This is a genomic window from Streptomyces sp. CNP082 (genome assembly GCF_059570535.1).
In genome coordinates this window covers 39,198-63,727 of the sequence record NZ_JCANSZ010000012.1, presented here as the reverse complement: position 1 = coordinate 63,727, position 24,530 = coordinate 39,198, and the positions used below count along the sequence as shown (strand labels likewise).

Genomic DNA, 24,530 nt, shown 5'->3' with positions numbered 1-24,530 from the left:
GTACGCTGGGCCGAGCAGCACCGGACCTGACGGTCATCCTCGATCGAGGGAGGTACGCCATGAGCGCGGAGATGGTCGCCCCCGCGTGGATGCACACGCAGATCAGCGCAGAGCAGTACGACTCCTGGTCCGAGGAGCAGTGTGCCGGCATCGAGATCGTGGACGGGATGGTCGTCGTGAGCCCGAGTGCGTCCAAGCGGCACAACCGGCTGCCCCGGATCCTGGCCAACGCCCTGGACGCCGCCGCAGGCCCCGACTGGAACGCCGACACGGACTTCGACGTGCGCCTGCAGGATGTTCCGCTCACCAACCGCCGCCCGGATGTGATCGTCTACCGGGCGGAAACCATCGACGTCACGCCCACGCGCCCCGAGCATGTGCTCCTGGTCGTCGAGGTCGTGTCGCCTGGCTCCGAAACCACCGACCGGATCGTGAAGGTGAACCAGTACGCCAAGGCCGGGATCCCGTTCTACTGGCGCATCGAACAGGCCGCTACCGGCGTTCCGCTCGTCTACACCTACGTTCTCGACCCTGCCACCAAGGCATACAGGGACGGCGAGATGTTCACGGGCGCGATCAAGACTGCCGTGCCCTTCTCCGTCACCGTGGACCTGGGTTCCGTCTGACGGCCGGCTGGACGAACGTCGCCTAGAGCGGCACGAGGACAGCACCTCCCTCGGCCATCCGTGTTCATGTCCATGCAAGAATCACGGCAGTGGCCGCACGGACTCGGGGGAATCACGTTGCCAGCCGTCACGTCACGGAGAAGACCGGCGCTGCTCGCCGGCATCGGCGGCCTGCTGATGCTCGCCGGTATCGGGGTGCTCACCCGGGGCCCGTTCCTTCCTGCTGTGGGCCGACGAGCACCGTGGCCGGCAGGTGGCCCGCGTGGTCACGCAGTCGGCACCGGGCGGCCGTGCGACGTACCTGGTGCTGGACCCGCAGGGGCAGATCATCAGCACGATCACGCGCCGTAAGGCGTGCAGAGGCGGAGGGCTGCGTACCCGCTGGACGGTGTCGCAGCCCGGGGGCCCGGAGGCGGTGGGCTGCCAGGTCGGCGCCGCGCTGGCGGCCCTGCTGGAGTCCTGCAAGGGCTGGTACCGCACGTCCTGGGACGACCGGAAGGAAGATAGTGCACCGGCCGCGAAGGGGCTCGTCGTGAGCCGGGATCCGGAGTCGGATGAGAACACCCGGCAGGCCGGACGGGCGCCGTCCTGTCCGGGGGCTTGTGCGCGTGCGGCGGACCTAGCGCTGGCGGTAGCCGTCCAGGAAGGTGCCGATGCGGGTGATCGCGTCCGCCAGGCCGTCCTTTTCGAGGAGGGTGACGATGCGGAAGTGGTCCGGGCGGGGCCAGTTGAAGCCGGTGCCCTGGACCACGAGGATGTTCTCCGCGCGGAGGAGGTCGAGGACGAAGCGGGCGTCGTCCTCGATCTTGTGGACCTTCGGGTCCAGGCGGGGGAAGGCGTACAGGGCGCCCTTGGGTTTGACGCAGGTGACGCCCGGGATCTGGGTGAGCATCTCGTAGGCGGTGTCGCGCTGGACGAGGAGACGGCCGCCCGGGAGGATCAGGTCCTTGATCGACTGACGGCCGCCGAGGGCGGTGGCGACGATGTGCTGGGCGGGCACGTTCGCGCACAGGCGCATGTTCGCCAGGATCGTCAGGCCCTCCAGATAGCTGCGGGCGTCCTCCTTCGGGCCGCAGACGGCCAGCCAGCCGCTGCGGTAGCCGGCCACGCGGTACGCCTTGGAGAGGCCGTTGAAGGTGAGGACCAGCAGGTCCGGGGCGTAGGTCGCGGTGGGGGCGTGGGCGGCGTCGTCGTAGAGGATCTTGTCGTAGATCTCGTCGGAGCACAGCACCAGGCCGTGGCGGCGGGCGATGTCGGTCAGGCCGCGCATCACCTCCGGGCCGTAGACGGCGCCGGTGGGGTTGTTCGGGTTGATGACGACCAGGGCGCGGGTGCGGTCGGTGATGCGGCGCTCGATGTCGTCGAGGTCGGGCATCCAGTCGGCCTGCTCGTCGCACATGTAGTGCACCGGCGTGCCGCCGGCCAGGGAGACCGAGGCCGTCCACAGCGGGTAGTCCGGGGCGGGGATCAGGACCTCGTCGCCGTCGTTGAGGAGGGCCTGCATGGACATCTGGATCAGCTCGGAGACGCCGTTGCCGAGGAAGACGTCCTCGACGCCGAGGTCGATGCCCTTGGTCTGGTAGTGCTGCATCACGGCGCGGCGGGCGGGCAGGATGCCCTTGGAGTCGCCGTACCCGTGGGCCGCGCCGGCCGTGCGGAGCAGGTCCTCCAGGATCTCCGGCGGGCACTCGAAGCCGAACGGGGCCGGGTTGCCGATGTTGAGCTTGAGGATCTGGTGACCGGCAGCCTCGCGCCGCGTCGCCTCCTCGAGCACCGGACCCCGGATGTCGTAGCAGACGTTGGCGAGCTTTGTTGACTGGATCACCTGCATGCGGCCACTGTACGGGCCGGCCCCGGGCACCGCCTCCGGATAACCGCCCCCCTCGGTGCGAGCCCGGTCACACGCCCGACCCTCCTCCGGCCCCGGCCCGTACCTGCCACAATGCCCGGATGGCGGCCCAACCTCCCACCGGCACACGGACGTTCGCCTCGCTGAGCCCCGGCACCCTCGCGCTCGTCAACGACGAGCCCGTGGCCGCCCCCGGCGACGACGTCCTCGGCACCGGCCCGGCCGCGGCCATGCTCGCCCGGCTCCTGCACGCCTCCCGTGCCTCGACGCCGTTCACCCTCGCCGTCGACGCCGGCTGGGGGATGGGCAAGTCCAGCCTGATGCGGCTGGTGGACGCCAGGCTGCGGGCCGTGCCCGACGTGGAGACGGTCTGGTACAACGCCTGGACCTCCACCGGCGCCGACGCCCTCGAAGGGCTGGTCAAGTCGGTGCTCGTCCGCTTCGAGCGGCGCACCCTCAAGCGCGCGCTGTCGCGGATCTCCCGGGGACGTACGGTGGCGCGCGGCTTACGTGCCGTCACCACCGCGCTCGGCGGCGCGCTCGGCGCGGCGGGGCTTGTCGACGAGCTGTGGACGAGCTGGGACGCGGGCCCCGAGGCGCGCAACGGGATGCGCGAGGAGATCGACCGTATGGCCCGCGAGTGGGCCGAGAACCGGCCGCGGCGGCTGCTGGTGGTCTTCATCGACGACCTCGACCGCTGCTCCGAGGAGACGGTCCTCGCCGTCTGCGAGGCGCTGAAGGTCTGCCTCGACGTGCCGGGCCTCGTCTTCGTCGTCGGCTGCGACCGCTCGGCGCTCGGCCCCAGCGGGCTGCTGCGCGACCTGTCGCCGGCCGGGTCGGCGTTCATGGAGAAGATTTTTCAGACCAGCTACCGCATCCCCGTCGCGGACAGTGAGGGCGTTGCCCGCTACGTCGAGTGGTGCGCGCGCACCGCAGGCATCGCGGGCCTGCTCGACGAGGAGCTGAAGAAGCTGCTGGTGGAGCGGTCGGGGCGGAATCCGCGGCGGATCAAGCGGCTGGTGAACGGCTTCGTGCTGGAGGCCACGCTGAACCCGGTGTGGTCCGGTTTCCCGCCCGAGGCGGTCATCAGGACGCTGCTGCTGCAGTACTTCTATCCGGAGTTCTACCGGATGATGACGGGCGCCTCGGGCGCCTCCGGCGAGGACGTGGTGCAGGAGTTCACGATGTACCGCCGGGTGCGCCGCACGCTGCTGTCGCCGGAGGCGCCGGCCTCGGGGGAGCCCGCCTCCGAGGAGGAGGTCGGCGCGTTCTTCGGTCAGTACGAGCTGGCCGCGCCGGGGCCGGGGCCGGGGCAGGCCGCGCAGGCGCTGGCGCAGATGGAGCGGCGGCTGCCGGTGGGCTTCCCCGAGCACGCCGACGACCCGGGGTTCACGTCCCTGCTGGAGGAGTTGCTGCGGGTGCCGGACGCGGAGCGGCTGCTGGTGCTGCTGCGCGAGGGGGCACCGGCGGCGGCGGAGGGGCCGCCCTTCGCGGAGCCGCCGGTGGCGGCCCCGTACGGGGTGGGCTCGGCGCCGTACGGAAGCGAGGAGCCCTACGGCCGGCAGCTGCCGTTCCCGGTGCCCTCCGCGCCGCCCCAGGGCGGGCAGCCGTATCCGGTGCCGATCCAGTCCCTGCCGGGCCAGTCCCTGCCTGCAGCCCCGTCCCAGCCCGGCTACTCCGGCTCCGTCCCACCGGCGCACCCGTGGGACACCGGAGCGGGCTCGCCGTCGTTCTCGCAGGTGCTGGAGGGCATGCGGATCCTGTGGGTCGACGACCATCCTGAGAACAACACGCACCTCGTTCGCACCATGCGCCTCCTCGGCGCCAGGGTCGCCGTCGTGCGCCACCGGGAGGAGGCCGAGCGGGAGATGGCCGTCGGCCGGTTCGAGGTGCTGATCTCCGACATCACCCGCGGCTCGGACCAGTCCGCCGGCCTCGACGCCCTTCGGCACTGGCGTACCTCCGGGACGTACGACGGTCCCGCGGTCTTTCTCTCCAGCCGGATTACCCCCGAGCGCCTGGACGCTGCGACCGCGTTGCGGGCCCCGATCTTCAACAACGAAGACACGCTGCTGAACTACGTCTCGGAGATCGCAGCTATCGCCCTCAACCGCGCCGCCGAACCGTCCGCCCCGGCACCGCCCCCGTCCGCCGCCCCTCCCGCATGACGAACTCCCCGCCCACCAGCACGTACGGCACCCCCGCCGGACCCCGCCGCGGCTCGTCGTACGTCGCCCCCGCCGCCACCGTCGCCGGGTCGAACAGCACCAGGTCCGCCACGTAGCCCTCCCGCACCAGCCCCCGGTCCGGCAGCCGCAGCCGGGCCGCGGGCCGGGCGGTGAGGTGGTGGACGCACTCCTCCAGGCCCAGCACCTCCAGCTCGCGCACGTACCGCCCGAGGTAGTGCGGGAAGGTGCCGTACGCCCGCGGGTGCGGCTTCGCGCCGTGCAGGATGCCGTCGCTGCCGCCGGTGTGCGCGGGGTGGGCCATGATCGCCCGGACGTTCTCCTCGTGCCCGACGTGCTGCAGGATCGTCGTCGCCAGCCGGTCGTCGAGCAGCAGCCCGCGGGCGGCGTCGAAGTCCGGCAGCCGGCGACCGATCCAGTGTGCGAGCGCCGGGTCGCCCACGCCCGAGACCTCGATCGTCGACCAGTCCATCGGCACCCCGTGCGAGCCGTCGGAACCCTCGACGTCCAGCGTGTGCCGTATCCGCGCCGCCGTGTCCGCGTCCCGCAGCCGCGCGAGCGTCGCGTCAGGGCCGCCGGCCGCCGCCCAGCTCGGCAGCAGCGCGGCCAGCGTGGTGGCGCCGGCCAGGTAGGGGTACGTGTCCAGGGAGACGTCCAGGCCCTCGGCGAGCGCCCGGTCCAGCAGGGCGGTCAGCTCGGCGGCGCGGCCGGCGTTGACGTCGAAGTTCATGGTGGCGTGCGCGAGGTGCAGCGCGCAGCCGGCGTCCCGGGCCAGGCCGAGCATCTCGGCGTACGCGCCGAGCGCGCCGGCGCCGTACGAGCGGTGGTGCGGGCAGTAGTAGCCGCCGTACGCGGCGACGACGCGGCACAGCTCCGTCAGCTCGGCGGTCGGCGCGTACATCCCCGGCGTGTACGTCAGCCCCGACGACATCCCGACCGCGCCCTGTTCGAGCCCCTCGGCGACGAGCCGCTTCATGTGCGCCAGCTCGGCCTCCGTCGCCGGCCGGTCCGCCCAGCCCAGTGCCAGCGCCCGCACCGTGCCCTGCGGCACGAGGTACGCGGCGTTGACGGCCAGCCCGTCACCGTCGGGGCCGCGGTCGAGGCGGTCGAGGTACTCGCCGACCGTGCGCCAGTCGAAGGCCACGGTGTTGTCGCCGGACTCGCCGGGCCCGCCGCCGTTCCAGCCGGCGATCTGGCGGCGCAGCTCGCCGAGGACGTGGTCGTCCACGGGCGCGTACGACAGCCCGTCCTGGCCGATGACCTCCAGCGTCACGCCCTGCGCGGCCTTGGCGGTGTGGGCGGGGTCGCGCAGCAGGGCGAGGTCGGAGTGGGCGTGCATGTCGATGAAGCCGGGGGCGAGGACGAGACCGCCGGCGTCGAGTACGGTCCGGCCGGTGAGCCGGGGCGCGATCGCCGCGATCCGGCCGCCGGCGAGCCCGACGTCGGCGCGGTAGCCGGGCGCGCCCGAGCCGTCGACGACGAGGGCGCCGCGGATCACCAGCTCCATGCCAGCCGCCTCCGATGCCAGGTGAGAAGGTCCGCTCAGAAGAAGGTCCGTACGTACTCCGTGACCGTACCGTCCGCCTCGACCAGCGGGATGAGCTGCCACTTGTCGAAGATCGTGCACGGGTGCGACAGCGCCAGCGCCACCCAGTCGCCGACCTCCAACTGCGCGCCCTCCGCCACGTCCAGCCAGGCGTGCTGGTCCGAGAGCTGGCGGACCGTGATCCCCGTCGCCGCCCGCTCCGGGCCCGCCCCGCCGGCCGCGTCGAGCCCCCGCACCGCCACCGGCACCGGCAGGTCCAGGTCGTACGCGGCGTCCCGCTTGCCGGCGTTGACGAACGCCTGCCCCGGCTCCGGCCGCGAGACCACCTGCGTCCACAGCCGGAACGCCGGCGTCAGCGACCCCTCGCCGGGCACCCGGTTGAACGGCGTCACCCGGCGGTAGTGCCCGTCGTCGTGGCTGATGTACGCCCCCGAGCGCAGCAGCTTGAGCATCGGCCGCGACAGCTCGGGCGCCGCCGCGAAGCCGTCGGCGACGGCGTCGAACCACGCGCTGCCCCCGGCGCTGACCACGATCTCCTCGGCGTCGGCGAAGAGCCCCGCGGCGTCGAACTCCGCCGCGAGATCCAGCAGCCGCCGCATCCAGCCCCGTACCACCGCGGCGTCCGCGCCCGGCGCCTCCGCCTCGTACCCGGCGACCCCGACCAGCCGCAGCGTCCCGGCCCGCGCCGCCGCGTCGGCGACCGCGCGGCACTCGGCCTCCGTACGGGCCCCGGTGCGCGCGTTCGGGCCCGCGCCCAGCTCGACGGTGACCTCCACGGGGCGGGTGGCCCCGGCCGCCCGCAGCGCCGCGTCCATCAGCTCGACGCCGCGCACCGAGTCGGCGTAGCAGACGAGCCGGAAGTCCGGGTCGGCGGCCAGCTCGGCGGCGAGCCAGCGCAGCGCGGCGGCGTCGACCAGCTCGTTGGCGAGGAAGATCCGCCGGACGCCGAACGTCCGCGCCACCCGCGCCTGGTGGGGGACGGCGACGGTGATGCCCCAGGCGCCGTGGTCCACCTGGCGGGCGAAGAGCTGCGGGGCCATCGTCGTCTTGCCGTGCGGCGCGAAGGCCAGGCCGTGGGCGGTGGCGAAGCGGGCGAGTGCGCCGAGGTTGTGCGCCAGCGCGGGGGCGGAGAGCGCGAGCACCGGGGTGGTGAAGCCGCCGGTGAACAGCGACCGGCGCTCGGCGGCCAGCTCGCCGGCGGTCAGGCCGGCCGCGTCGGGCGGCAGACCCTTGAAGCGGTGGTCGATACGTTCGTCCGCCAGCTCGGCGAGGGACGCCATGAAGCCCTCCAGCAGGTAGGTTGCGTACTGCGCAACGTGCATTGCGTATATCGACACCGCTGTCTAACATCCGGGCCAACGGCTGGTCAACGGCCGGCGGAGGTACGCAGCGAGGTCAGCCGGGCCGACGAGGACAGCGAGTCCAGCGAGTCCAGCAAGGACAGCCAGGACAGCACGACGCACGGCGGGAGGATGCGATGAGCCAGTCGGTCGGCCGCGCGCTCACCATCCTGCCGATGCTCGCCGACGGCCCCTGCGGCCTCGACCAGGTCGCCGCGCGGCTCGGCGTGCACAAGACCACCGCCATGCGGCTGCTGCGCACCCTCCACGAACACGGCCTGGTCTACCGCCAGGACGACCACCGCTACCGCCTCGGCGCCCGGCTCTTCGCCCTCGCCCAGGCGGCGGCCGAGAGCCTGGACGTACGCGAGATCGCCCACCCGCACCTGGTGCGGCTCGGCGAGGCGACCGGGCACACCGTGCACCTTGCCGTCTACGAGGACGGCGAGGTCATGTACATCGACAAGGTCGACAGCCGCTACCCGGTGCGCATGTACTCGCGCATCGGCCGGCCCGTCGCGATCACCGTCGCGGCCGTGGCCAAGCTGCTCCTGGCCGACCTGCCGGAGCCGGAGCGGCGCGCCGTCGCCGAGCGGCTCGACTACCCCCTGTACACCCCCCGTTCGACGCCCGACGCCCGCGCGCTGCTCGCCGAGCTGGCCGCGGTGCGCGAACAGGGGTGGGCCACCGACTTCGGCGGCCACGAGGAGTCCATCAACTGCATCGGCGCCCCCATCCGCGGGGCCGACGGCCGGACCGCGGCCGCCTGCTCCCTGTCGGCGCCGAACGTCGTCGTCACCGCGGACGAGCTGATGGCCCTCCTCCCGCAGCTCCGCCGCACGGCGGCAGCGATCAGCGACGACTACTCCGGAAGAGTTCCCGCATGAGCGACAAGGCCCGCAAGACCGCCGTCACCCCCGCCCACCACGCCCCGCCGCCGGCGCGCTTCTCCGCGGGCGTACGCAAGGGCAACATCCTCCAGGTCGCCGGGCAGGTGGGTTTCCTGCCGGCCGAGGAGGGCAAGCTGCCGACCCCCGCGGGCCCGACGCTGCGCGCGCAGACCGAGCAGACCCTGTCCAACGTCAAGGCGGTGCTGGAGGAGGGCGGCGCGTCCTGGGAGGACGCGGTGATGATCCGCGTGTACCTCACCGACACCGCCCACTTCGCCGAGTTCAACCAGATCTACGACGCCTACTTCGCGGAGCTGGAGCAGCCGCCGGCGGCCCGTACGACCGTGTACGTCGGGCTGCCCGCCGGGCTGCTCGTGGAGATCGACTGCCTGGCCGTCCTGGACTGAAGGCCGGACTCCCGCCGCGGCCCGGTCGTCAGCGCCCCGCGCCGACCGGGCCGCGGAACGTGCGCCGGTAGGCGTTCGGCGTGGTGTCCAGCCGGCGCAGGAAGTGGTGGCGCAGCGTCGCCGCGTTGCCGAAGCCGGTGCGGGAGGCGATGGCGTCCACCGTGGCGTCGCTCTCCTCCAGCAACTGCTGGGCCAGCAGGATCCGCTGGCCGAGCAGCCACTGGTACGGCGTCGTCCCCGTCTCCTGCTGGAAGCGGCGGGCGAACGTGCGCGGCGCCAGGTGCGCCCGCGCCGCGAGCTGCTCCACCGTGGCGTCCTCGTCCAGGTGCTCCTGCAGCCAGGTCAGCACCCGGGCGATGGCGTCGTCGTCGCACGTGCCGCGCACCGGCCGGTCGATGTACTGCGCCTGGCCGCCGTCGCGGTGCGGCGGTACGACCATGCGGCGGGCGATGGCGTTGGCCACCTTGCTGCCCTGCTCCTCGCGGACGAGGGCGAGGCAGGCGTCGATGCCGGAGGCGGTGCCGGCGGAGGTGAGCACCGGGCCGTCGGCGACGTAGAGCACGTCCGGCTCGACCAGCGCCTTCGGGTACTCGCGCTGGAGCTGGTCGGCGTACATCCAGTGCGCCGTGCAGCGGCGGCCGTCCAGCAGGCCGGCCTGGGCGAGCAGGAACCCGCCGGTGCAGACGCTCAGCACCTTCGTGCCGCGCGCGACCGCCTCGCGCAGCGCGTGCAGCAGCTCGGGCGGGAAGTCGCGGTACGCGAACTGCTGCCCGGCCGGCACGGCGATCAGGTCGGCGCCCTCGAAGCGCTCCAGGCCGTGCGGGACGTCCACGGGCAGGCCCGGGTGGATGGTGACGCGGCCGGGGGCGGGGGCGGCGTAGGAGAAGTCGTAGACCGGCAGGCCCTCTTCGCTGCGGTCCATGCCGAAGACCTCGCAGATGACGCCCAGCTCGAAGGCGTTGACCTCGTCGGTGAGCAGACAGACGACTTTGGAGAGCATGCCGGCAGTATGCCACCGTCGTGGCAGTAATTTGAAGGTTCCTGGCAGAGCTGCCACTGTTTGTGTCTGCAAGGATCCGGGATCGTAGAGGACATGAACGCGATCCTCGACTACACCGTCGGAACCCTGGTCCTGTTCCTCTTCGTCGCGATCCTGGCAGGCCCGGCCCTGTACTTCGACCGGCGCGAGCGCACCGCCGCGCGCCAGCTCAAGGCGGCCGAGGGCACCGCGAGCCCGGCACCCGCCCGCGAGGCCTCCGTGCGGGACGTGCTCTCCCGCTACGGCCGCGCCGCCTGACCCCGTCAGCCTGCCGCTGGTACGGCGCGCCCCCGGTGCCGGGGGCGCGCCGCCGGCGTCAGCCGGCGCAGTACTCGTCCTCCTTGCCGATCGAGCGGTACATGCAGTCGGCGTTCTCCAGCAGTTGCAGCACCGCGTCCCGGTTGCGGCTGGTCTCCCGCTCGATGACCTCGTCGGGCGGGTAGAACCCGCCGCCGCCCGCCGAGCTGGGGTACATCTCGAACGTGTAGCTGAAGACCCCCTGGTCGGCCCAGAGCCAGTCGTTGATGGTCCCGTCCGTGATGTACAGGTCGCTCGACTGCTGCGGCGTGTAGCCGTTGCTCGCGGCCATCTTCTCCCCGACCGCGGCGAACGCGTCGTGGTCGTCCTGCGTCAGCCCGGTGTCGGTGTCGTCGTACGTGTACCCGTACGGCCACAGCACCAGCTCGCTGTACGTGTGGAAGTCGATCCCCGCGGTGATCTGCTGCTCGCCGTCCACGACCCGGCTGCGCGCGAAGTCGGCGACGACCTTGACCTCCGGGGCCGACTCGCCGGCGCTGCCGCGGTAGGTCTCGCTGGACGGGCTGCCGGAGGAGCCGCCGCAGCAGCCCCACTGGTAGTCCCAGTTGCGGTTCAGGTCCGTGCCGACCGCGCTGGAGCCGGAGTTGGGCTGGCGGTTCTTGCGCCAACTGCGGTACGAGCCGGTGGCGATGTCGTACTCGCCGCCGTCCGGGTTCAGGTCCGGCACGATCCAGATCTCCCGGCCGTCGACGGCGTCGGTGATCCGCTGGTCCGTGCCGTAGCCGTCCGCGAACTCGCCCAGCAGGTACAGCGCCATCTCGACGGTGAGGTGCTCGCGGGCGTGCTGGTGGTGGGTGAAGAGGACTTCGGGCTCGTCCTCGTCGGCGCTCACGTTGTCGCTGATCTTGACGGCGACGATGTCGCGGCCCTCGTGCGAGGTGCCGATGACCTGCTTGCTGACGAGGTCCGGGTGCGCGCCGACGATCCGGTCGATCTCGGCGGTCATCTCCGCGTAGGTGTGGTAACCGGAGTCGGCCGGCGGGAAGTCGAGCGGCGTGGGGGCCTCGCCCGCGAGGCGGGCGGGCGGGGCGGGAAGCCGCTCCAGCCGGTAGCCGAGCGTGCGGAGCCGCTCGGCCTCGGCGCCGTCGGCGGAGACGACCACGGAGTGGTCGCGTACCTCGTCGACGGACACGCCGGTGGCGGCGAGGCGGGTACGGGCCTCGCGGCCGGTGAGGCCGGAGACTTCGTACTGCCTGATCTGCTCGCTCGACTGGGCCTGCGCGGCGGTGGTCCCGGTGGTCCCGGCCGGCTCGGCGGCGGGTTCCGCGCCGGCGGCGCTGAGCGTGCCGGCGGCGGCGAGGGAGAGCACCGCGGTCAGGGTCACCGACCGTATGCGTAGTCGCATGCCTGCTCCTGGATGTGGAGGGTGTGGGGTGGTGCATGGCGACGTCGTGTCGTGTGGGGCGGTGGTGCGGGTCCATCGTTCTGAACCTGGCATGGCCGGGTCAAGGGGCGCCCAGGTGTTCGCCCGGCTACGCCCTCTTGTGCGGCCGGTCGCCGATCCCTTTCAATGCCGGGATCGCAGGGGGGACGAGCTGCGAAGGAGCCGCTCATGGCCGACCGCACCGAACCCGCGTCCGCACCGCCCGTGATGAGAAAGGCGAAGTGGCGCCACATCGGGCCGGGGATCGTCGTCGCCGCCACCGGCGTCGGCGCCGGCGACCTGGTGGCCACGCTGCTGGCCGGCAGCAAGTTCGGCTACACCCTGCTGTGGGCCGCGGTCATAGGCTGCGTGGTCAAGATCGCCCTCGCCGAGGCCGTCGGCCGCTGGCATCTGGCCACGGGACGCACCCTGTTCGAGGGCTGGCGCACCCTCGGCGGCTGGACCTCCGGCTACTTCGCCGTCTACGTCGCCATCTGGGGCTTCGTCTACGGCGCCACCGCCATGTCGTCCTCCGCGCTGCCGCTCGTCGCGCTCTTCCCGGACGGACCCGACCTGAAGACCTGGGGCATCCTCACCGGGCTCGCGGGCCTGGCCTTCGTCTGGTTCAACCGCTACGCGGTCTTCGAGAAGGTCATGACCCTCCTCGTCGGTGTCATGTTCGTGGTCGTCGTCTACGTCGCGGTGCGCGTCTCCCCGAACGCCGGGGACGCCGTCGCGGGGCTGTGGCCCACGCTGCCCGACGACTCACTGCTCTACACCCTCGGGCTGATCGGCGGCGTCGGCGGCACGATCACCATGGCCGCGTACGGCTACTGGGTCAACGCCAAGGGCTGGACGGACGTCGGCTGGCTGAAGGTCATGCGGCTGGACAACCGCGTCGCGTACGTCACCACCGGGATCTTCGTCGTCGCGATGCTGTTCGTCGGTGCGGAGCTGCTGCACGCCGCGAACCTCTCGCTGGAGTCGGGCGACAAGGGCCTGGTCGGCCTCGGCGACATCCTGGAGGAGCGCTACGGCACGGTCACCGCGGACCTCTTCCTCGTCGGCTTCTTCGCCACCTCGTTCACCTCGCTCATCGGCGTCTGGCACGGCGTCAGCCTGCTCTTCGCGGACTTCGTGGCGAACGTCCGCGGCGGGCGCGACTCCGGCGACGGCAGCGCGCGGGAGGTCGCCGCGGGCAGCCGCGAGCGGTCGCTGCCGTTCCGCGCGTACCTGCTGTGGCTGACGTTCCCGCCGATGACGCTGCTCTGGCTCGACCAGCCGTTCGCCATCGTCATCACCTACGGCGTGCTCGGCGCGTTCTTCATGCCCTTCCTCGCGTTGACGCTGCTGTGGCTGCTCAACACCGACCGCACCCCGCGGCAGTGGCGCAACGGCGTGTTCAGCAACGTCCTGCTGACCGCCTCCGGGGTGCTGTTCATCGTGCTGTGCGTGCAGCAGATCAGGGACCTGCCCTGGTAGCAGGCGAGGCCGGAGAGAGGCGCGAAGAGAGGCCGGAAGTAGGGCCCGCCCGCCCAGGTCACCTGGGCGGGCGGGCCCGGGCCCGTCGGCGCGGCCGGCAGTGCGGGAGGCGGCCGGCCGCGGACGGCGGTCAGGGCAGGGCGTGCACGTGCGGCCCCACGGCGCTGGACCAGGCGTTGCCGGCGGTGGCGTCCCAGTTGGTCGACCAGGTCATCGCGCCGCGCAGCTCGGGGTACGTCCGCGGCGGCTTGAACGAGCCGCAGTTCGTACCGCGGGCGAGGCAGTCGAGCGCGGCGTTGACGACGGACGGCGCGGTGTAGCCGCCGCCCGCGGCCCGGGTGGACGCCGGCAGGCCGAGGCCGACCTGCGAGGGCGCGAGCCCGCCTTCGAGCTGGATGCAGGCCAGGGCGGTGAGGAAGTTGATCGTGCCCTGCGCGTACACGCCGCCGTCGCAGCCGAGCATCGTCCCGCTGTTGTAGTACTGCATGTTGACGACGGTGAGGATGTCCTTGGTGTTCAGCGCCGTCTTGAAGTACTCACCGGCGGTCGACTGCATGTCGATGGTCTGCGGCGCCATCGTGATGACGAGGTCAGGGCCCGCCTTCTGCGACAACTGGCGCAGCGCCTGCGACATGTAGGTGGAGTTCAGGCCGTTCTCGAGGTCGATGTCGACCCCGTCGAAGCCGTACTCCGTCATCAGCGCGTACAGGCTGTCGGCGAAGTTGGTCGCCGCGGTGGCGGAGTTGACCGAGACCGTGCCCTTCTCGCCGCCGACCGAGATGATCACGGACTTGCCGGCCTGCTGTTTGGCGGCGACGTCCTGCTTGAACTCCGCGACGGTGTAGCCGCCGAGGCCGGCCGAGTCGAGGTTGAAGGTCACGGCGCCCGGGATGGCGGTCGCGTCGGCGAAGGCGACGGCGATGATGTCGTACTGGCTGCTGACGTCGCGGATCCGCTGCACGGTCGCGCCGTTGTCGAAGTTCTGCCAGTAGCCCGTCACCGCGTGCCTGGGCACGTCGCCGCCGCCCCCGTCGTCCGCGGTCGTGGTGGCGGTGACGGCCGCGGACTTCGGCGACTCGCCGGCGGCGTTCGTCGCGGTCACCTGGAACTCGTACGCGGTCGAGGGCGTCAGCCCGGTGACGGTCGCGGAGGCGCCGCCGGTGCTGAGCACCTTCGTGCCGTCGCGGTAGAGGTGGTAGCCGGTCGCGCCGGTGACGGGGGACCAGCCCAGCGAGACGGAGCGGGCGGCGGTGCCGGTCACGTCCAGGCCGGTGGGCGCGGCGGGGACGGTGCCGGGGTCGCCGCCGGGGCCGGTGAGGCTGACGTCGTCGGCGTGGTAGGCGGGCTGGCCGTACCAGCCGTGGGTGTAGACCGTCACCGACGTGGTGGTGGGTCCGGTGGTGAAGGACGTCTTGAGCTCGGAGTAGGAAGACGACCCGGAGGTCCAGGTGGAGACGTCGGTGGTGCCGGTGCCGGTCGCGCCGAGGTAGACGTACGAGCCCTGCACCCACGCGCTCAGCTCGTACGCGGAGTCGGGCCGGACGGCGACGGTCTGCGTGCAGCGGGCCTGGTCCTGCCCGGCCGGGGTGGCGCGCAGCGCGCCCGTGCCGGAGTGCACCGGGCTGGTGACGGTGGTGGCGGCGGTGCCGGAGCAGGTCCAGTTGCTGAGGCCGGACTCGAAGCCGGGGTTCTGGACGAGGTTGGGCTCGGCGCCCGCGGCCAGCGGGGTGCCGAGGAGGGTGGCCAGGAGCCCGCCGGCCGCGGCGACGGCGAGCCGGCGGAAGGAGGTGCGGGCGGTTCTGGAGGTGCGGGCGGTGCGGGGTGAGCGGGGTCTGCGTGCTCGGAACACGGGGGCCTCCGTAACGGGGGAGCGCGTGAGGAGCGGGACCGTGCGGTAGTGGGTGGCAGGGACATACGTGTCAGGGGGTGCGCCGCACAACTTGGTCCAGACCAATACGGGTGTCAAGCCCTCCCGTACGAGTGCGGCACCCCGAACGGCACCGTCCGGCCCGCCCCCGGCACCCCAACCCTCTTTGCACAAAAGGTGTTTCCGCAGCCCACGTCCCGGTTATGGTGCTCAGAGCGTGTCTGAGATCCGGTGGGGGGACGCCCGACGTGCCAACAGCCATCGCAGTCACCAGCCCCGACCTCGTGCTCCCCGCCCCCGGCCGGCACGGGCCGCTCGGCCGGCAGGGCCCGCCCGGCCTCCCAGGACCCACGGTGATGGCCCTGCGCCACCCGCAGGAGCAGCCCCTTGAGGAGGCGCTGGCGGAGGTGTCCGCCGTGCTGGAGCAGCACGGCTTCCTCGTCGTGCTCCACCCCGCCGCCGCCCCCGTCGCCGTCGTCCGCCGGCTGCACACCGTACGGTCCGTGCTCGAGAGCGACCGGATGGCGCTGATCCCGCTGCCGTTACCGCCGCTGGCCGTCGCCGTCATCGCCCGCCAACTGCTCCAGTTGTCCACCGCCGACCTCGGCGCCGGCGTGCTCGCCACCGCCGCCCGGCTGCTCACGCACTACATCCACGCGGGCGCCGTGCTCGGCAGCGTCGCCAAGCTCGACCGGGTGCCGGTGACCCTCGGCGCGCACGCCCGCTCCTGGGTGCCCGGCGCGCAGTTCGCCGTCCTCGCCGCGCCCCGCCCCCAGCTCGTACGGATCGGCCGCGACCCCGTGCCGCCAGGACCCGACTTCGCCACCGGGCTCGTGCACGCCTCCGGGCGGCTCGACGCGGCCTGGGTCACCGGCGAACTGGCCGCCGGCTGGCGGGTGCAGTCCACGGAGCTGGCGCCGCTGCCGGCGGCGTCCGCGCCCTGGTGGGCGACGGACAAGGTGTGCGAGTTCGCCGCCGGGATCACCGACCCGCTGGTGCTGAGCCGGCTGGTGGCGTCGGTGCAGCGGGCCCGCTGCTCGTGGTGCGGGCTGGAGATAATCGGCGACCGGTGCCTGCTGTGCACCACCCCGGTGCCGCCGGGTCCCGCCGCCCCCTCGCCCCCGCCGCCGCAGGCGGTGCGGGCGCCCGCGGCGCAGCAGGCCGCGCCCCGGCCCGTGGCGCAGCCACCGCGGTCCGTACCGCAGCCGCCCCAGCCAACGCCGCCAACGCAGCCAACCCCGCCGCAGCCCCTGCACCAGCCGCACCAGCCGCACCCGCCCGCTGTCGGCGCGGCCATACCGTCACCCCCCGAGAACAACCGTTGAGGTCCCGTCGATGAACTCACGCCAGCGTCGCGGCATCATCCTCGTCCTGCTGTCGGTCCTCGTCGCACTCGGCGCCTTCGCCGGCGTGCTGGCGTTCGTCAGCGACGTGGAGTCCAAGGTCGGCGACGAGGCCACCGCGTACCGGCTCACCACCGACGTGGAGGCGTACGAGCCGCTGGATTCCGATCAGTACGAGAAGACGACCATGCCGGAGCGCTGGCTGCCCGACACCGCGGTCACCGACCCGGACGAGCTGGACGGCAAGGTCGCGCTCACCCCGCTGAAGCGGGGCTCGCTGCTGCAGAGCGACATGGTCAGCGGCCGGCCAGAACTGGAGCCCGGGCAGCAGGAGATCGCCATCATGATCGACGCCTCCACCGGCGTCGCCGGCAAGATCACCCCGGGCGCGCGGGTCAACATCTTCGCCACCTTCGACGCCCAGGGCGACGGCGACAAGCCCGTCTCCCAGGTGATCGTCGCGGGCGCCCGCGTCCTCGACGTCGGCGAGCTGACCCCGATCGAGCGCACCGGCGACGACGACCCCAGGGCCGACGAGGGCGAGGCCGTGCCGATCACCTTCGCCCTCGGCACCCCCGACGCGCAGCGCGTGGCGTACGCGGAGTCCTTCGCCACCCACGTGCGCCTCGCCCTCGTCGCCCCCGGCGAGGAAGACACGGACATCGCCGCCGAGGACCGCACGTACACCCTCGACGAGGACCGGTGAGGGGCCGCACATGAGCATCGGCATCCAGCGAAGGGCCGCCGCCCCGCGGGCGTACGGGCAGCGGGCCGCCCGCCCGTACGCGACGGAGGGGGGCCGGCGCCCATGACCGTACGCATCCAGCCCGTCATCGCCGACCCCGACGCCGCGCGCGCCACCGTCTCGCTCCTCCACCAACTGCCCGACGCCGAGGCCGCCGCGCCGATCGGCGACTCCGTCGCGCTGCTCGACCACCTCGCGACGCTCGCCGGCACCGGCGTGGCCGAACTGCCCGAGGTGCTCCTCGTGCACGAGCGGATCGGTCCTGTGCCCGCGCTGGAGCTGATCCGCGACGTCGCGCTGCGCTTCCCCGCCGTCGGCACCGTCCTGGTCACCGCCGACACCTCGCCCGCCGGCTACTCCGCCGCCATGGACGCCGGCGCCCGCGGCGTCGTCGGGCTGCCGCTGGCGTACGAGGAGCTGGCCGCCCGGGTGCAGGCCGCCGCGCAGTGGAGCGGCGGCGTCCGGCGGCACCTCGGCGCCGCGGGGCCCGAGGCGTTCGGCGGTCCCGGCGGCACGCTCGTCACCGTCAGCGGCGCGAAGGGCGGCGTCGGCACCACCGTCGCGGCGGTGCAGCTCGCGCTCGCCGCGCGGGCCGCCGGGCGGCATGTGGCGCTGGCCGACCTGGACCTGCAGTCCGGCGACATCGCCTCGTACCTCGACGTGCAGTTCCGCCGCTCGGTCGCGGACCTGGCGGGGATCAAGGACATCTCGCCGCGCGTGCTGCAGGACGCCGTCTTCACCCACCACAGCGGCCTCGGCCTGCTGCTGGCCCCCTCCGAGGGCGAGCGCGGCGAGGACGTGGACGACCGGGCGGCGCGGCAGACGCTCAGCGCGCTCAAGTCGCGGTACGAGGTGGTGGTGCTCGACTGCGGCAGCCAGGTGACCACGCCGAACGCCGCGGCCGTCGAACTCGCCGACATCGCCCTGCTCGTGACGACCCCCGACGTGATCTCCGTACGCGGCGCGAAGCGCATGCTGCGGCTGTGGGACCGGCTGCAGATCCGCAAGGCGGAGGACACCGTCGTGCTGGTCAACCGGCTCACCCGGAACACCGAGATCCAGCCGTCGATCATCGCGCGGGCCACCGGGACGACCGTGGCGCGCACGGCGGTGCCGGCGGCGTTCAAGGAGCTGCAGCCGCTGGTGGACGCGGGGCGGCTGCAGGATCTGGAGCAGAAGTCGACGGTACGGCAGGCGCTGTGGGCGGTGGCGGGGGAGCTGGGGCTGACGGTGGTGCCGGACCAGGCGGGTCCGGGCGGCCAGGGCGGTGCGGGTGCGCCCGGCGGCGGAGCGCCGCGGGCGCCGGGCGCGGGCGCCGCCCCGGGTGCCATAGCCGGCGGCGGGCGCGGCGCGGGCTTCGCCCCGCAGGTCGCCCCGCCCGGCGCCAAGCCGGCGCTGCCGCCGGGCGCCCCGGGTGCCCCGGGAGCACCGGCAGCGCCGGGCCCCGCCCCCGGCACGGCACCGGGCTCCGCTCCCGGCCGCGGCGGGCGGCGCTGGGGCGACCGGGGGCAGGTGTCGGTGGAGTTCGCCGGCATGCTGCCGCTGATCGCGCTGGTCCTCGTCGTCGTCTGGCAGTTCGTCCTCGTCGGCTACACCTATTCGCTGGCCGGCAACGCCGCCGACATGGCCGCCCGCGCCGCCGCCGTCGGCGAGGACCCCGCCGCCGCCGCGGAGGAGGACCTGCCGGACGCCTGGGACGCCTCGGTGTCGGTCAGCTCGTCGAACGGGGTCACCACCGCCACCGTCGACCTGAAGGTGCCGGTCCTCTTCCCGGGCGGGCTGGACTTCCCGTTCACGGTGAGCGGCACCGCCGGCGCGACGGACGAGGGAGGCTGAGGGTGCGCAGCACGTCGTACAAGAGGCCGCGCAGGAAACCGGGTACGAAACCGCTCCGGTACCGGGACCGGGGGTCCGTGGCCGTCGAGTACATCGGGTTCCTGCCCGTGCTGATCTTCATCGCGCTCGCCGCCGTGCAGTTGGGCATCGCCGCCTACACCGCCTCCCAGGCCGGCACCGCCGCGCGCGCCGCGGCGCGGATGGAGTCCCTGGACGACCCGCCCTCCTCCGCCGAGGCCGCGGGCGCCGCGTCGATCAGCGACTGGCTGGACGCCGGCTTCTCGGTCTCCTCCGGCGACGGCGAGGTCACCGTCACCGCCAGCGTCGAGATCCCGTCGCTCATCCCCGGCGTCGACAGCTTCGGCTCGGTGGAGCGCAGCTCGACCATGCCGCGGGGGAAGGACTGACGATGAGCCTGCGGGCCCGTATCACCACCCCCGACCACAGCGCCGAAGGCCACGGCGAGACCCTCGTCCCCGCCTACCGCGCCAAGCTGCTGGAGGAGATCGACCTCGCCGAGATGTCGGCGCTGTCGCCCGCCGAGCGGCGCGCCCGGCTGGAGCGGGTGCTCGGCCACATCCTCAGCCGCGAGGGCCCGGTGCTCTCCACCGCCGAGCGTGCGCAGCTCATCCGCCGCGTCGTGGACGAGGCGCTGGGGCTCGGCATCCTGGAGCCGCTGCTGGAGGACCCGAGCGTCACCGAGATCATGGTCAACGGCCCCGACCGGATCTACGTCGAGCGCGCCGGCCGGGTCGAGCAACTGCCGCTGCGGTTCGCCTCCGACGAACAACTGATGCAGACCATCGAACGCATCGTGTCCACCGTCAACCGCCGCGTGGACGAGTCGACCCCGATGGTCGACGCCCGGCTGCCCACCGGCGAGCGGGTCAACGTCATCATCCCGCCGCTGTCGCTGACCGGGCCGACGCTGACGATCCGCCGCTTCCCGCGCTCGTACACCCTCGCGGAACTCATCGGCCTCGGCACCCTCGACGAGCACATGCTGCTGCTGCTCTCCGGTCTGGTCCGGGCGAAGTTCAACGTCATCGTCTCCGGCGCCACGGGCGCCGGGAAGACGACCCTGCTGAACTCGCTGTCCGGGCTCATCCCCGAGCACGAGCGGATCATCACCGTCGAGGACGCCGCCGAGCTGCAGTTGCAGCAGTCGCACGTGATCCGGCTGGAGTCGCGCCCGCCGAACGTCGAGGGCAAGGGCCGGATCACCATCCGCGACCTCGTACGCAACTCGCTGCGCATGCGCCCCGACCGCATCATCGTCGGCGAGGTGCGCGGCGGCGAGACGCTGGACATGCTGCAGGCCATGTCCACGGGACACGACGGGTCGCTGGCCACCGTGCACGCCAACTCCGCCGAGGACGCCCTGATGCGGTTGCAGACGCTGGCGTCCATGTCGGACGTCGAGGTGCCGTTCGAGGCGCTGCGCGACCAGATCAACTCGGCCGTCGACGTGATCGTGCAGCTCGCGCGGCACACCGACGGCACCCGCAAGATCGACGAGATCGTGATGCTGTCGTCCCGCGGCCGGGAGGTCTACCAACTGGTGTCCGTCTGCCGCTTCCGCGCCCTGCCGATCAGCTCGGACCGGATCGTGCGGGGCCAGTTCGAGTTCTCGCCGCTGCCGCGGCGCACGGGCGACCGCTTGTTCTACGCGGGCGAGCCGGTGCCGCCGGCGTTCGGGGTGGCGCCGTCGGAGCGGCATCTGCAGACGCGGGAGGCGAGGTGACGTACGTGACGTACATGCCGTACGGGACACACGTGATGTACGTGACGCACGTGACGTACGCGTACAGGAGCCCGGCGCGCCCGCAGACCCGAGAGGCCGGGTGAACCGGTGGACCGCCAGCAACTGTTCGCGCTCGTCGTCGGCCTGTCGCTGCTCGCCGGCGCGCTCGCCGTGTGCGGCGTCGCCGTCTACTCCGCCGGCCGCGCCCGCCGCGCCGAGCTGCTCGACCGGCTCGCCGACGCCGGCGACCGCCGGCCCCGGCGCCGCTTCGCGGAGGTCGACCGGCGGGTGCGGCCGACGCGGATCGGCCGCTATCTGGAGCGGCGCATCGCGACGACGGGGCTGGACGTCACCCCCGGCGAGTTCACGGTGTACGTGCTCTCCGGCGTCGCCGTGCTGTGGCTCCTCGCCGACGCGCTGCTCGCCGCGTTCTTCGGCCCGATCGCCGGGCTCATCGGGCTGTGGTGCGCGCACGCCTACCTCAACTGGCAGCGCCAGAAGCGCATCGAGGCGTTCATCAACCAGCTCCCCGACCTCTCCCGCATCCTCGCCAACGCCACCCAGGCCGGCCTCGCCCTGCGCACCGCGCTCGGCCTCGCCGCCGAGGAGCTGGAGGCCCCGGCCGGCGAGGAGCTGACCAAGGTCACCGACCAGCTCGCCGTGGGCGTACCGCTCGACGACGCCCTCGGTGACCTCGCCGACCGCCTGCCGTCGCGCGAGCTGTCCGTGCTCGTCTCCACGCTGGTGCTCTCCAACAAGGCAGGCGGCCAGGTCGTCGCCTCGCTGCGCAACCTCACCGGCACCCTCAACGACCGCAAGGAGACCCGCCGCGAGGTGCGTACCCAGCTCTCGCAGGTCACCCTCACCGCGTACACCGTGCCCGTCATGGGCATCGGCACGCTGCTCCTGACCGACCAGGTGATGCCCGGCTCCATCGAGCGCATGGGCTCCTCGCCGCTCGGCCAGGGCGCGGTGCTGACAGCCGTCGGGCTGTACGCGCTGGCCATCCTGCTCATCCGCCGGCTCGCGAAGATCGACGTCTGAGGGGGCCGGACACACATGGACTACGGAACCCAGGGCCTGCTCCTCGCCGCCGCGGCCGGCCTCGCTGTCTTCGGCGTCCTCAGCGGCATCCGCGTCTACCGCGCGGAGGTCAAGCTCCCCAGCGACCTCCAGGTGGCCCTGGAGGTCGGCGCCACCCGCACCACCGCGGTCGGCTCGCTCATCGACCGGCTCGGGCTGCGGTTCGCGCCGCTGGTGCTGAAGCTGATGGGCCGGCGGGCGGTGGAGAACAAGCGCCGCAAGATAGACCGCGCGGGCAACCCCGGCGGCCTGACCATCGACCGCTACGCCGCCCGCCGCGCCGTCTACGCCGCCATCGGCTACGGCGGCGCGCTCACCCTGCTCAACTCCGGCCAGTGGGTCGGCGCCCTGGTGCTGGCGGCCTTCGGCTACGGCTGGGCGGAGGTCGGCATCTGGGCGGCCGTACGCAAACGGCGCGACGTCATCGAACGCACGCTGCCCGACTTCCTCGACGTCCTCGCCGTGGTCGTCAGCGCGGGTCTCGGCTTCCGCCAGGCGCTGGACCGCGTCAGCGAACGCTACTCGGGCCCGTGGGCGGACGAACTGCGCATCACCCTGCGCCAGATGGACATGGGCGTCTCCCGCCGCCAGGCGTTCGAGGAACTGCGCCGCCGCAACGACTCGGAACAGGTCGCCCAGTTCGTCACCGCACTCCAGCAGGGCGAGGACCTGGGCGCGCCGATCGTCGAGACGCTGATACAGATCGCCACGGACCAGCGCCGCACGGACGCCCAGAACGCCCGCCGCCGCGCGTCCAGAGCGATCCCGAAGGCGACGCTGCTGATCACCAGCCTGATGGTGCCGGCGACGATCATCCTGCTGGTGACGGCGGTGTATCTGGGCTCGGGCTCGGAGTTCGGCGTGCTGACGGAGTAGGGCGCGCGGCCCGCCGGGAGGGGGTCACGAAACCAGCGGACGCACTTCCTGCCCCATTCACCGTACGAAGGCCGCGCGCACACTTGGGCCCCGCGCTTCTCGCTGACCAGCGGATAGCGCGGGGCCGTTTTGTGCACGTGATTATGCGTCAGCTCTTGGATTGTTCCCTTTCCGCCACGAGCCGTTCGCCGCGGGCTACGGCAACATTGATCAGGTCAGAAAGTGCTTCGATGAGCCGCGTGACAACGAAATCAAATTCGTCTGCGCTCTCAAGCTCGCCGCGCGTTTTGCCCAGAATGCCTACGACCGCCCGTGCGTTTGCGATCATGTCGTGCTCCGCCCGGTCCGCTGCGTTCTCCAGTGCTCCGCCCGGTTCGGTCACCAGCAGCACGGCACGGCCGTCCTCTGTCCACGGTGCCCGCCGGGGCCTCTGCGCGGTCATCGTGCCACCACCGCCGGCGCGGTGATCCCAGCGAGGAAGGCGGCGCACGCGGCGATGAGGGCCAGGCTTGCGGCTGTTTTACGATTCATCTGTCGAAACTCCCAGTCAGTTCCGGCCAAGCCCCGGGATCGTTTGCGCGGTCGCCGGGGCACTTCGCTGCCATCGTATGCCTAGCATGCTAGGCGCGCTACCGCTCGCGTGGAATGCTGCGCGCGCTGATCATGCCTGGTATGGACTTCGAGCCTGGCGTAGCCCGCTGGAAGCAGGTGGCCGTGGTGCTGCGTGCCCGCATCGCTGACGGCACGTACCCGCCCGGATCGCGGGTCCCCAGCGTGGTGGACCTCAGCGAAGAGTTCGGCATCGCTCAGGCAACGGCACAGAAGGTGCTCCGAGCGCTGCGTGAGGAAGGCTTGACGTTCACGGAGCCGGGTATCGGCTCGACTGTGGCCCGCCGCTAGCTAGTCCGTCCGCATTCTGCTCGTGGGCGTCGTCGTCAACATCCGCCTGCGCTCGCGGCTGCAGCAGCGCGCGCAGACGGTGCGGGGCCGACGGCGGAGGAGATAGGCGAAGGAGGGGGGCGAGGGGAGTGAAGGGGAGCCGGGGGCGCACGCGCTACGGCACCAGTGGGCGCACCTCCTCCGCCACCCACCGCACGAACGCCACCGGATCCGGCTCGTCGGCGGTCGGCTGCAGCACCACCGTCGTCGCCCCGGCCGCCGCCCAGCGGTCCACCGCGGCAGCGACCGCCGCCGCGTCGCCGGCGACATGGGCCTCCGCGGCCGGGTCCCAGCCCATCCGGCGGGCGTCGTCGGCGAGCCGCCGCTCGGCGCCCGGGCCGGTGGCGACGAGGATCGAGGCGACGAGCGGATGCGCGCCACCGCGCCCGGCGGCCTCCCGCCCGGCCCGTACCACCTCGGCGGCCTCCTGCACCACCTCGGGCGAGGCACCCCCGGCGAGGATCGTCCCGTCGGCCGACTCCCCGGTGAGCCGCAGCGTCCTGGGCCCCGTACCCCCGGAGAACACCGGCGGCGCCCCGGCCGGCGGCCACGCCAGCTCGACGCCGTCGAGCTTGACGTACCGCCCGTCGACGGTGACGTTCTCGCCGGCGAGCAGCGCGCGCAGCGCGGTCAGGTGCTCGCGCAGCAACGTCAGCGGCGACGCGGCCCGCGCCCCGGCCTGCCCCATCCACGACTGCACCCCGTGCCCCACCCCGAGCGTCACGCGCCCGGGGAACAGCCGGTGCAGGGTGGCGGCCTCCATGGCGACCAGCGCGACGTTCCGCAGCGGCACGGGCAGGATCCCGATGGCGACGTGCACCCGCTCGGTCCAGGCGAGCACGGCGGCGGCGGTGGCGACCCCGCTCTCGTAGAAGCAGTCCTCCCACACCCACAACTCGTCGATTCCGGCCTCGTCGGCGGCCTGCGCCACGGGGCGGAGCTGCTCGGGAGGGAACTGGGGGATGAACACGGTGGCAAGTCTCGTCATGCCGCCGACCGTACCCGGGCCGGCCGACATCCCCGGCAGAAGGACATCCCGGGTATTCCGCTC

General features: G+C 72.8%; 22 protein-coding genes. 14 read left to right on the top strand and 8 right to left on the bottom strand.

The window, feature by feature from the left end; translation table 11 throughout:
* Nucleotides 1-59: 59 nt before the first annotated feature.
* Nucleotides 60-626 (top strand): Uma2 family endonuclease, encoded by a 567-nt coding sequence (locus tag B124_RS13050; RefSeq protein WP_496502948.1) that lies wholly within the window; start codon nucleotides 60-62, stop codon nucleotides 624-626.
* A gap of 619 nt (nucleotides 627-1,245) precedes the next feature.
* On the opposite strand, the gene B124_RS13045 is transcribed toward B124_RS13050, so the two are convergent.
* Nucleotides 1,246-2,457 (bottom strand): pyridoxal phosphate-dependent aminotransferase, encoded by a 1,212-nt coding sequence (locus B124_RS13045; protein ID WP_496502947.1) that lies wholly within the window; start codon nucleotides 2,455-2,457, stop codon nucleotides 1,246-1,248.
* A 119-nt stretch (nucleotides 2,458-2,576) separates the two neighbouring features.
* On the opposite strand from B124_RS13045, the gene B124_RS13040 reads away from it, so the two are divergent.
* A complete protein-coding gene (locus tag B124_RS13040; protein WP_496502946.1) occupies nucleotides 2,577-4,643 on the top strand; it encodes a P-loop NTPase fold protein in 2,067 nt (688 codons plus the stop codon).
* On the opposite strand, the gene B124_RS13035 is transcribed toward B124_RS13040, so the two are convergent.
* Together B124_RS13035 and B124_RS13030 are read right to left on the bottom strand one after the other, a co-directional pair.
* Nucleotides 4,582-6,168: an N-acyl-D-amino-acid deacylase family protein gene (locus B124_RS13035; RefSeq protein WP_496502945.1), complete on the bottom strand. Its 1,587-nt coding sequence runs from the start codon at nucleotides 6,166-6,168 to the stop codon at nucleotides 4,582-4,584. The two genes, B124_RS13040 and B124_RS13035, sit on opposite strands and share 62 nt — an antisense overlap.
* 35 nt (nucleotides 6,169-6,203) lie before the next feature.
* Nucleotides 6,204-7,529, bottom strand: coding sequence for an alanine racemase (locus B124_RS13030; protein ID WP_496502944.1), 1,326 nt, complete (start codon nucleotides 7,527-7,529; stop codon nucleotides 6,204-6,206).
* 155 nt (nucleotides 7,530-7,684) lie between these two features.
* On the opposite strand from B124_RS13030, the gene B124_RS13025 reads away from it, so the two are divergent.
* Nucleotides 7,685-8,434: an IclR family transcriptional regulator gene (locus B124_RS13025; RefSeq protein WP_496502943.1), complete on the top strand. Its 750-nt coding sequence runs from the start codon at nucleotides 7,685-7,687 to the stop codon at nucleotides 8,432-8,434.
* Nucleotides 8,431-8,844: a RidA family protein gene (locus tag B124_RS13020; RefSeq protein ID WP_496502942.1), complete on the top strand. Its 414-nt coding sequence runs from the start codon at nucleotides 8,431-8,433 to the stop codon at nucleotides 8,842-8,844. The genes B124_RS13025 and B124_RS13020 overlap by 4 nt, the downstream gene beginning before the upstream one ends.
* A 28-nt stretch (nucleotides 8,845-8,872) precedes the next feature.
* Here B124_RS13020 and B124_RS13015 read toward each other — a convergent pair whose 3' ends face one another.
* Complete coding sequence (locus B124_RS13015) at nucleotides 8,873-9,844, bottom strand: GlxA family transcriptional regulator (RefSeq protein WP_496502941.1); 972 nt, start codon at nucleotides 9,842-9,844, stop codon at nucleotides 8,873-8,875.
* Between the two features lie 93 nt (nucleotides 9,845-9,937).
* On the opposite strand from B124_RS13015, the gene B124_RS13010 reads away from it, so the two are divergent.
* The gene (locus B124_RS13010) at nucleotides 9,938-10,141 is read left to right on the top strand and encodes a hypothetical protein (RefSeq protein WP_496502940.1); all 204 of its coding nucleotides are present in this window, start codon (nucleotides 9,938-9,940) and stop codon (nucleotides 10,139-10,141) included.
* Between the two features lie 58 nt (nucleotides 10,142-10,199).
* Here B124_RS13010 and B124_RS13005 read toward each other — a convergent pair whose 3' ends face one another.
* Nucleotides 10,200-11,546 carry a M14 family metallopeptidase gene (locus B124_RS13005; protein WP_496502939.1) on the bottom strand — a complete coding sequence of 449 codons (1,347 nt, stop codon included), beginning with the start codon at nucleotides 11,544-11,546 and terminating at the stop codon, nucleotides 10,200-10,202.
* 207 nt (nucleotides 11,547-11,753) lie between these two features.
* Here B124_RS13005 and B124_RS13000 point away from each other — a divergent pair, with 207 nt between their 5' ends.
* Nucleotides 11,754-13,046: an Nramp family divalent metal transporter gene (locus B124_RS13000; RefSeq protein ID WP_496502938.1), complete on the top strand. Its 1,293-nt coding sequence runs from the start codon at nucleotides 11,754-11,756 to the stop codon at nucleotides 13,044-13,046.
* Between the two features lie 130 nt (nucleotides 13,047-13,176).
* Here the strand turns inward: B124_RS13000 and B124_RS12995 are convergent, their stop codons facing one another.
* Nucleotides 13,177-14,895, bottom strand: coding sequence for a chitinase (locus tag B124_RS12995; RefSeq protein WP_496502937.1), 1,719 nt, complete (start codon nucleotides 14,893-14,895; stop codon nucleotides 13,177-13,179).
* Nucleotides 14,896-15,197: 302 nt separating this feature from the next.
* Between B124_RS12995 and B124_RS12990 the strand changes: the two genes are divergently transcribed.
* From B124_RS12990 to B124_RS12960, 7 genes are all read left to right on the top strand, one after another.
* Nucleotides 15,198-16,238: a hypothetical protein gene (locus tag B124_RS12990; RefSeq protein WP_496503034.1), complete on the top strand. Its 1,041-nt coding sequence runs from the start codon at nucleotides 15,198-15,200 to the stop codon at nucleotides 16,236-16,238.
* A 10-nt stretch (nucleotides 16,239-16,248) separates the two neighbouring features.
* Nucleotides 16,249-16,962, top strand: coding sequence for a Flp pilus assembly protein CpaB (gene cpaB / locus B124_RS12985; protein WP_496502936.1), 714 nt, complete (start codon nucleotides 16,249-16,251; stop codon nucleotides 16,960-16,962).
* Nucleotides 16,963-17,064: 102 nt separating this feature from the next.
* On the top strand, nucleotides 17,065-18,837 hold the full coding sequence (locus B124_RS12980; protein WP_496502935.1) for a CpaE/TadZ family protein: 1,773 nt from the start codon (nucleotides 17,065-17,067) through the stop codon (nucleotides 18,835-18,837).
* A 77-nt stretch (nucleotides 18,838-18,914) separates the two neighbouring features.
* On the top strand, nucleotides 18,915-19,244 hold the full coding sequence (locus tag B124_RS12975) for a TadE/TadG family type IV pilus assembly protein (protein WP_496502934.1): 330 nt from the start codon (nucleotides 18,915-18,917) through the stop codon (nucleotides 19,242-19,244).
* Nucleotides 19,245-19,246: 2 nt separating this feature from the next.
* Nucleotides 19,247-20,581, top strand: a complete 1,335-nt coding sequence (locus tag B124_RS12970) for a TadA family conjugal transfer-associated ATPase (RefSeq protein WP_496502933.1) — start codon at nucleotides 19,247-19,249, stop codon at nucleotides 20,579-20,581.
* A gap of 108 nt (nucleotides 20,582-20,689) precedes the next feature.
* On the top strand, nucleotides 20,690-21,625 hold the full coding sequence (locus B124_RS12965) for a type II secretion system F family protein (protein WP_496502932.1): 936 nt from the start codon (nucleotides 20,690-20,692) through the stop codon (nucleotides 21,623-21,625).
* A 15-nt stretch (nucleotides 21,626-21,640) separates the two neighbouring features.
* Nucleotides 21,641-22,540 carry a DUF5936 domain-containing protein gene (locus tag B124_RS12960; RefSeq protein ID WP_496502931.1) on the top strand — a complete coding sequence of 300 codons (900 nt, stop codon included), beginning with the start codon at nucleotides 21,641-21,643 and terminating at the stop codon, nucleotides 22,538-22,540.
* A 148-nt stretch (nucleotides 22,541-22,688) separates the two neighbouring features.
* Here B124_RS12960 and B124_RS12955 read toward each other — a convergent pair whose 3' ends face one another.
* Nucleotides 22,689-22,931 carry a hypothetical protein gene (locus B124_RS12955; protein ID WP_496502930.1) on the bottom strand — a complete coding sequence of 81 codons (243 nt, stop codon included), beginning with the start codon at nucleotides 22,929-22,931 and terminating at the stop codon, nucleotides 22,689-22,691.
* 281 nt (nucleotides 22,932-23,212) lie between these two features.
* On the opposite strand from B124_RS12955, the gene B124_RS12950 reads away from it, so the two are divergent.
* Nucleotides 23,213-23,440 (top strand): GntR family transcriptional regulator, encoded by a 228-nt coding sequence (locus B124_RS12950; protein ID WP_496495975.1) that lies wholly within the window; start codon nucleotides 23,213-23,215, stop codon nucleotides 23,438-23,440.
* 154 nt (nucleotides 23,441-23,594) lie between these two features.
* Here B124_RS12950 and B124_RS12945 read toward each other — a convergent pair whose 3' ends face one another.
* Nucleotides 23,595-24,467: an LLM class flavin-dependent oxidoreductase gene (locus B124_RS12945; RefSeq protein ID WP_496502929.1), complete on the bottom strand. Its 873-nt coding sequence runs from the start codon at nucleotides 24,465-24,467 to the stop codon at nucleotides 23,595-23,597.
* Nucleotides 24,468-24,530: the final 63 nt, after the last annotated feature.

Coding starts and splice junctions, on each gene's coding strand:
- B124_RS12945 (WP_496502929.1), bottom strand. CDS start 24,467: ATGACGAGACTTGCCACCGTGTTCATCCCCCAGTTCCCTCCCGAGCAG.
- B124_RS12960 (WP_496502931.1), top strand. CDS start 21,641: ATGGACTACGGAACCCAGGGCCTGCTCCTCGCCGCCGCGGCCGGCCTC.
- cpaB (WP_496502936.1), top strand. CDS start 16,249: ATGAACTCACGCCAGCGTCGCGGCATCATCCTCGTCCTGCTGTCGGTC.
- B124_RS13005 (WP_496502939.1), bottom strand. CDS start 11,546: ATGCGACTACGCATACGGTCGGTGACCCTGACCGCGGTGCTCTCCCTC.
- B124_RS13050 (WP_496502948.1), top strand. CDS start 60: ATGAGCGCGGAGATGGTCGCCCCCGCGTGGATGCACACGCAGATCAGC.
- B124_RS13025 (WP_496502943.1), top strand. CDS start 7,685: ATGAGCCAGTCGGTCGGCCGCGCGCTCACCATCCTGCCGATGCTCGCC.
- B124_RS13045 (WP_496502947.1), bottom strand. CDS start 2,457: ATGCAGGTGATCCAGTCAACAAAGCTCGCCAACGTCTGCTACGACATC.
- B124_RS13030 (WP_496502944.1), bottom strand. CDS start 7,529: ATGCACGTTGCGCAGTACGCAACCTACCTGCTGGAGGGCTTCATGGCG.
- B124_RS13010 (WP_496502940.1), top strand. CDS start 9,938: ATGAACGCGATCCTCGACTACACCGTCGGAACCCTGGTCCTGTTCCTC.
- B124_RS12950 (WP_496495975.1), top strand. CDS start 23,213: ATGGACTTCGAGCCTGGCGTAGCCCGCTGGAAGCAGGTGGCCGTGGTG.
- B124_RS12980 (WP_496502935.1), top strand. CDS start 17,065: ATGACCGTACGCATCCAGCCCGTCATCGCCGACCCCGACGCCGCGCGC.
- B124_RS13040 (WP_496502946.1), top strand. CDS start 2,577: ATGGCGGCCCAACCTCCCACCGGCACACGGACGTTCGCCTCGCTGAGC.
- B124_RS12970 (WP_496502933.1), top strand. CDS start 19,247: ATGAGCCTGCGGGCCCGTATCACCACCCCCGACCACAGCGCCGAAGGC.
- B124_RS13015 (WP_496502941.1), bottom strand. CDS start 9,844: ATGCTCTCCAAAGTCGTCTGTCTGCTCACCGACGAGGTCAACGCCTTC.
- B124_RS13035 (WP_496502945.1), bottom strand. CDS start 6,168: ATGGAGCTGGTGATCCGCGGCGCCCTCGTCGTCGACGGCTCGGGCGCG.
- B124_RS13020 (WP_496502942.1), top strand. CDS start 8,431: ATGAGCGACAAGGCCCGCAAGACCGCCGTCACCCCCGCCCACCACGCC.
- B124_RS13000 (WP_496502938.1), top strand. CDS start 11,754: ATGGCCGACCGCACCGAACCCGCGTCCGCACCGCCCGTGATGAGAAAG.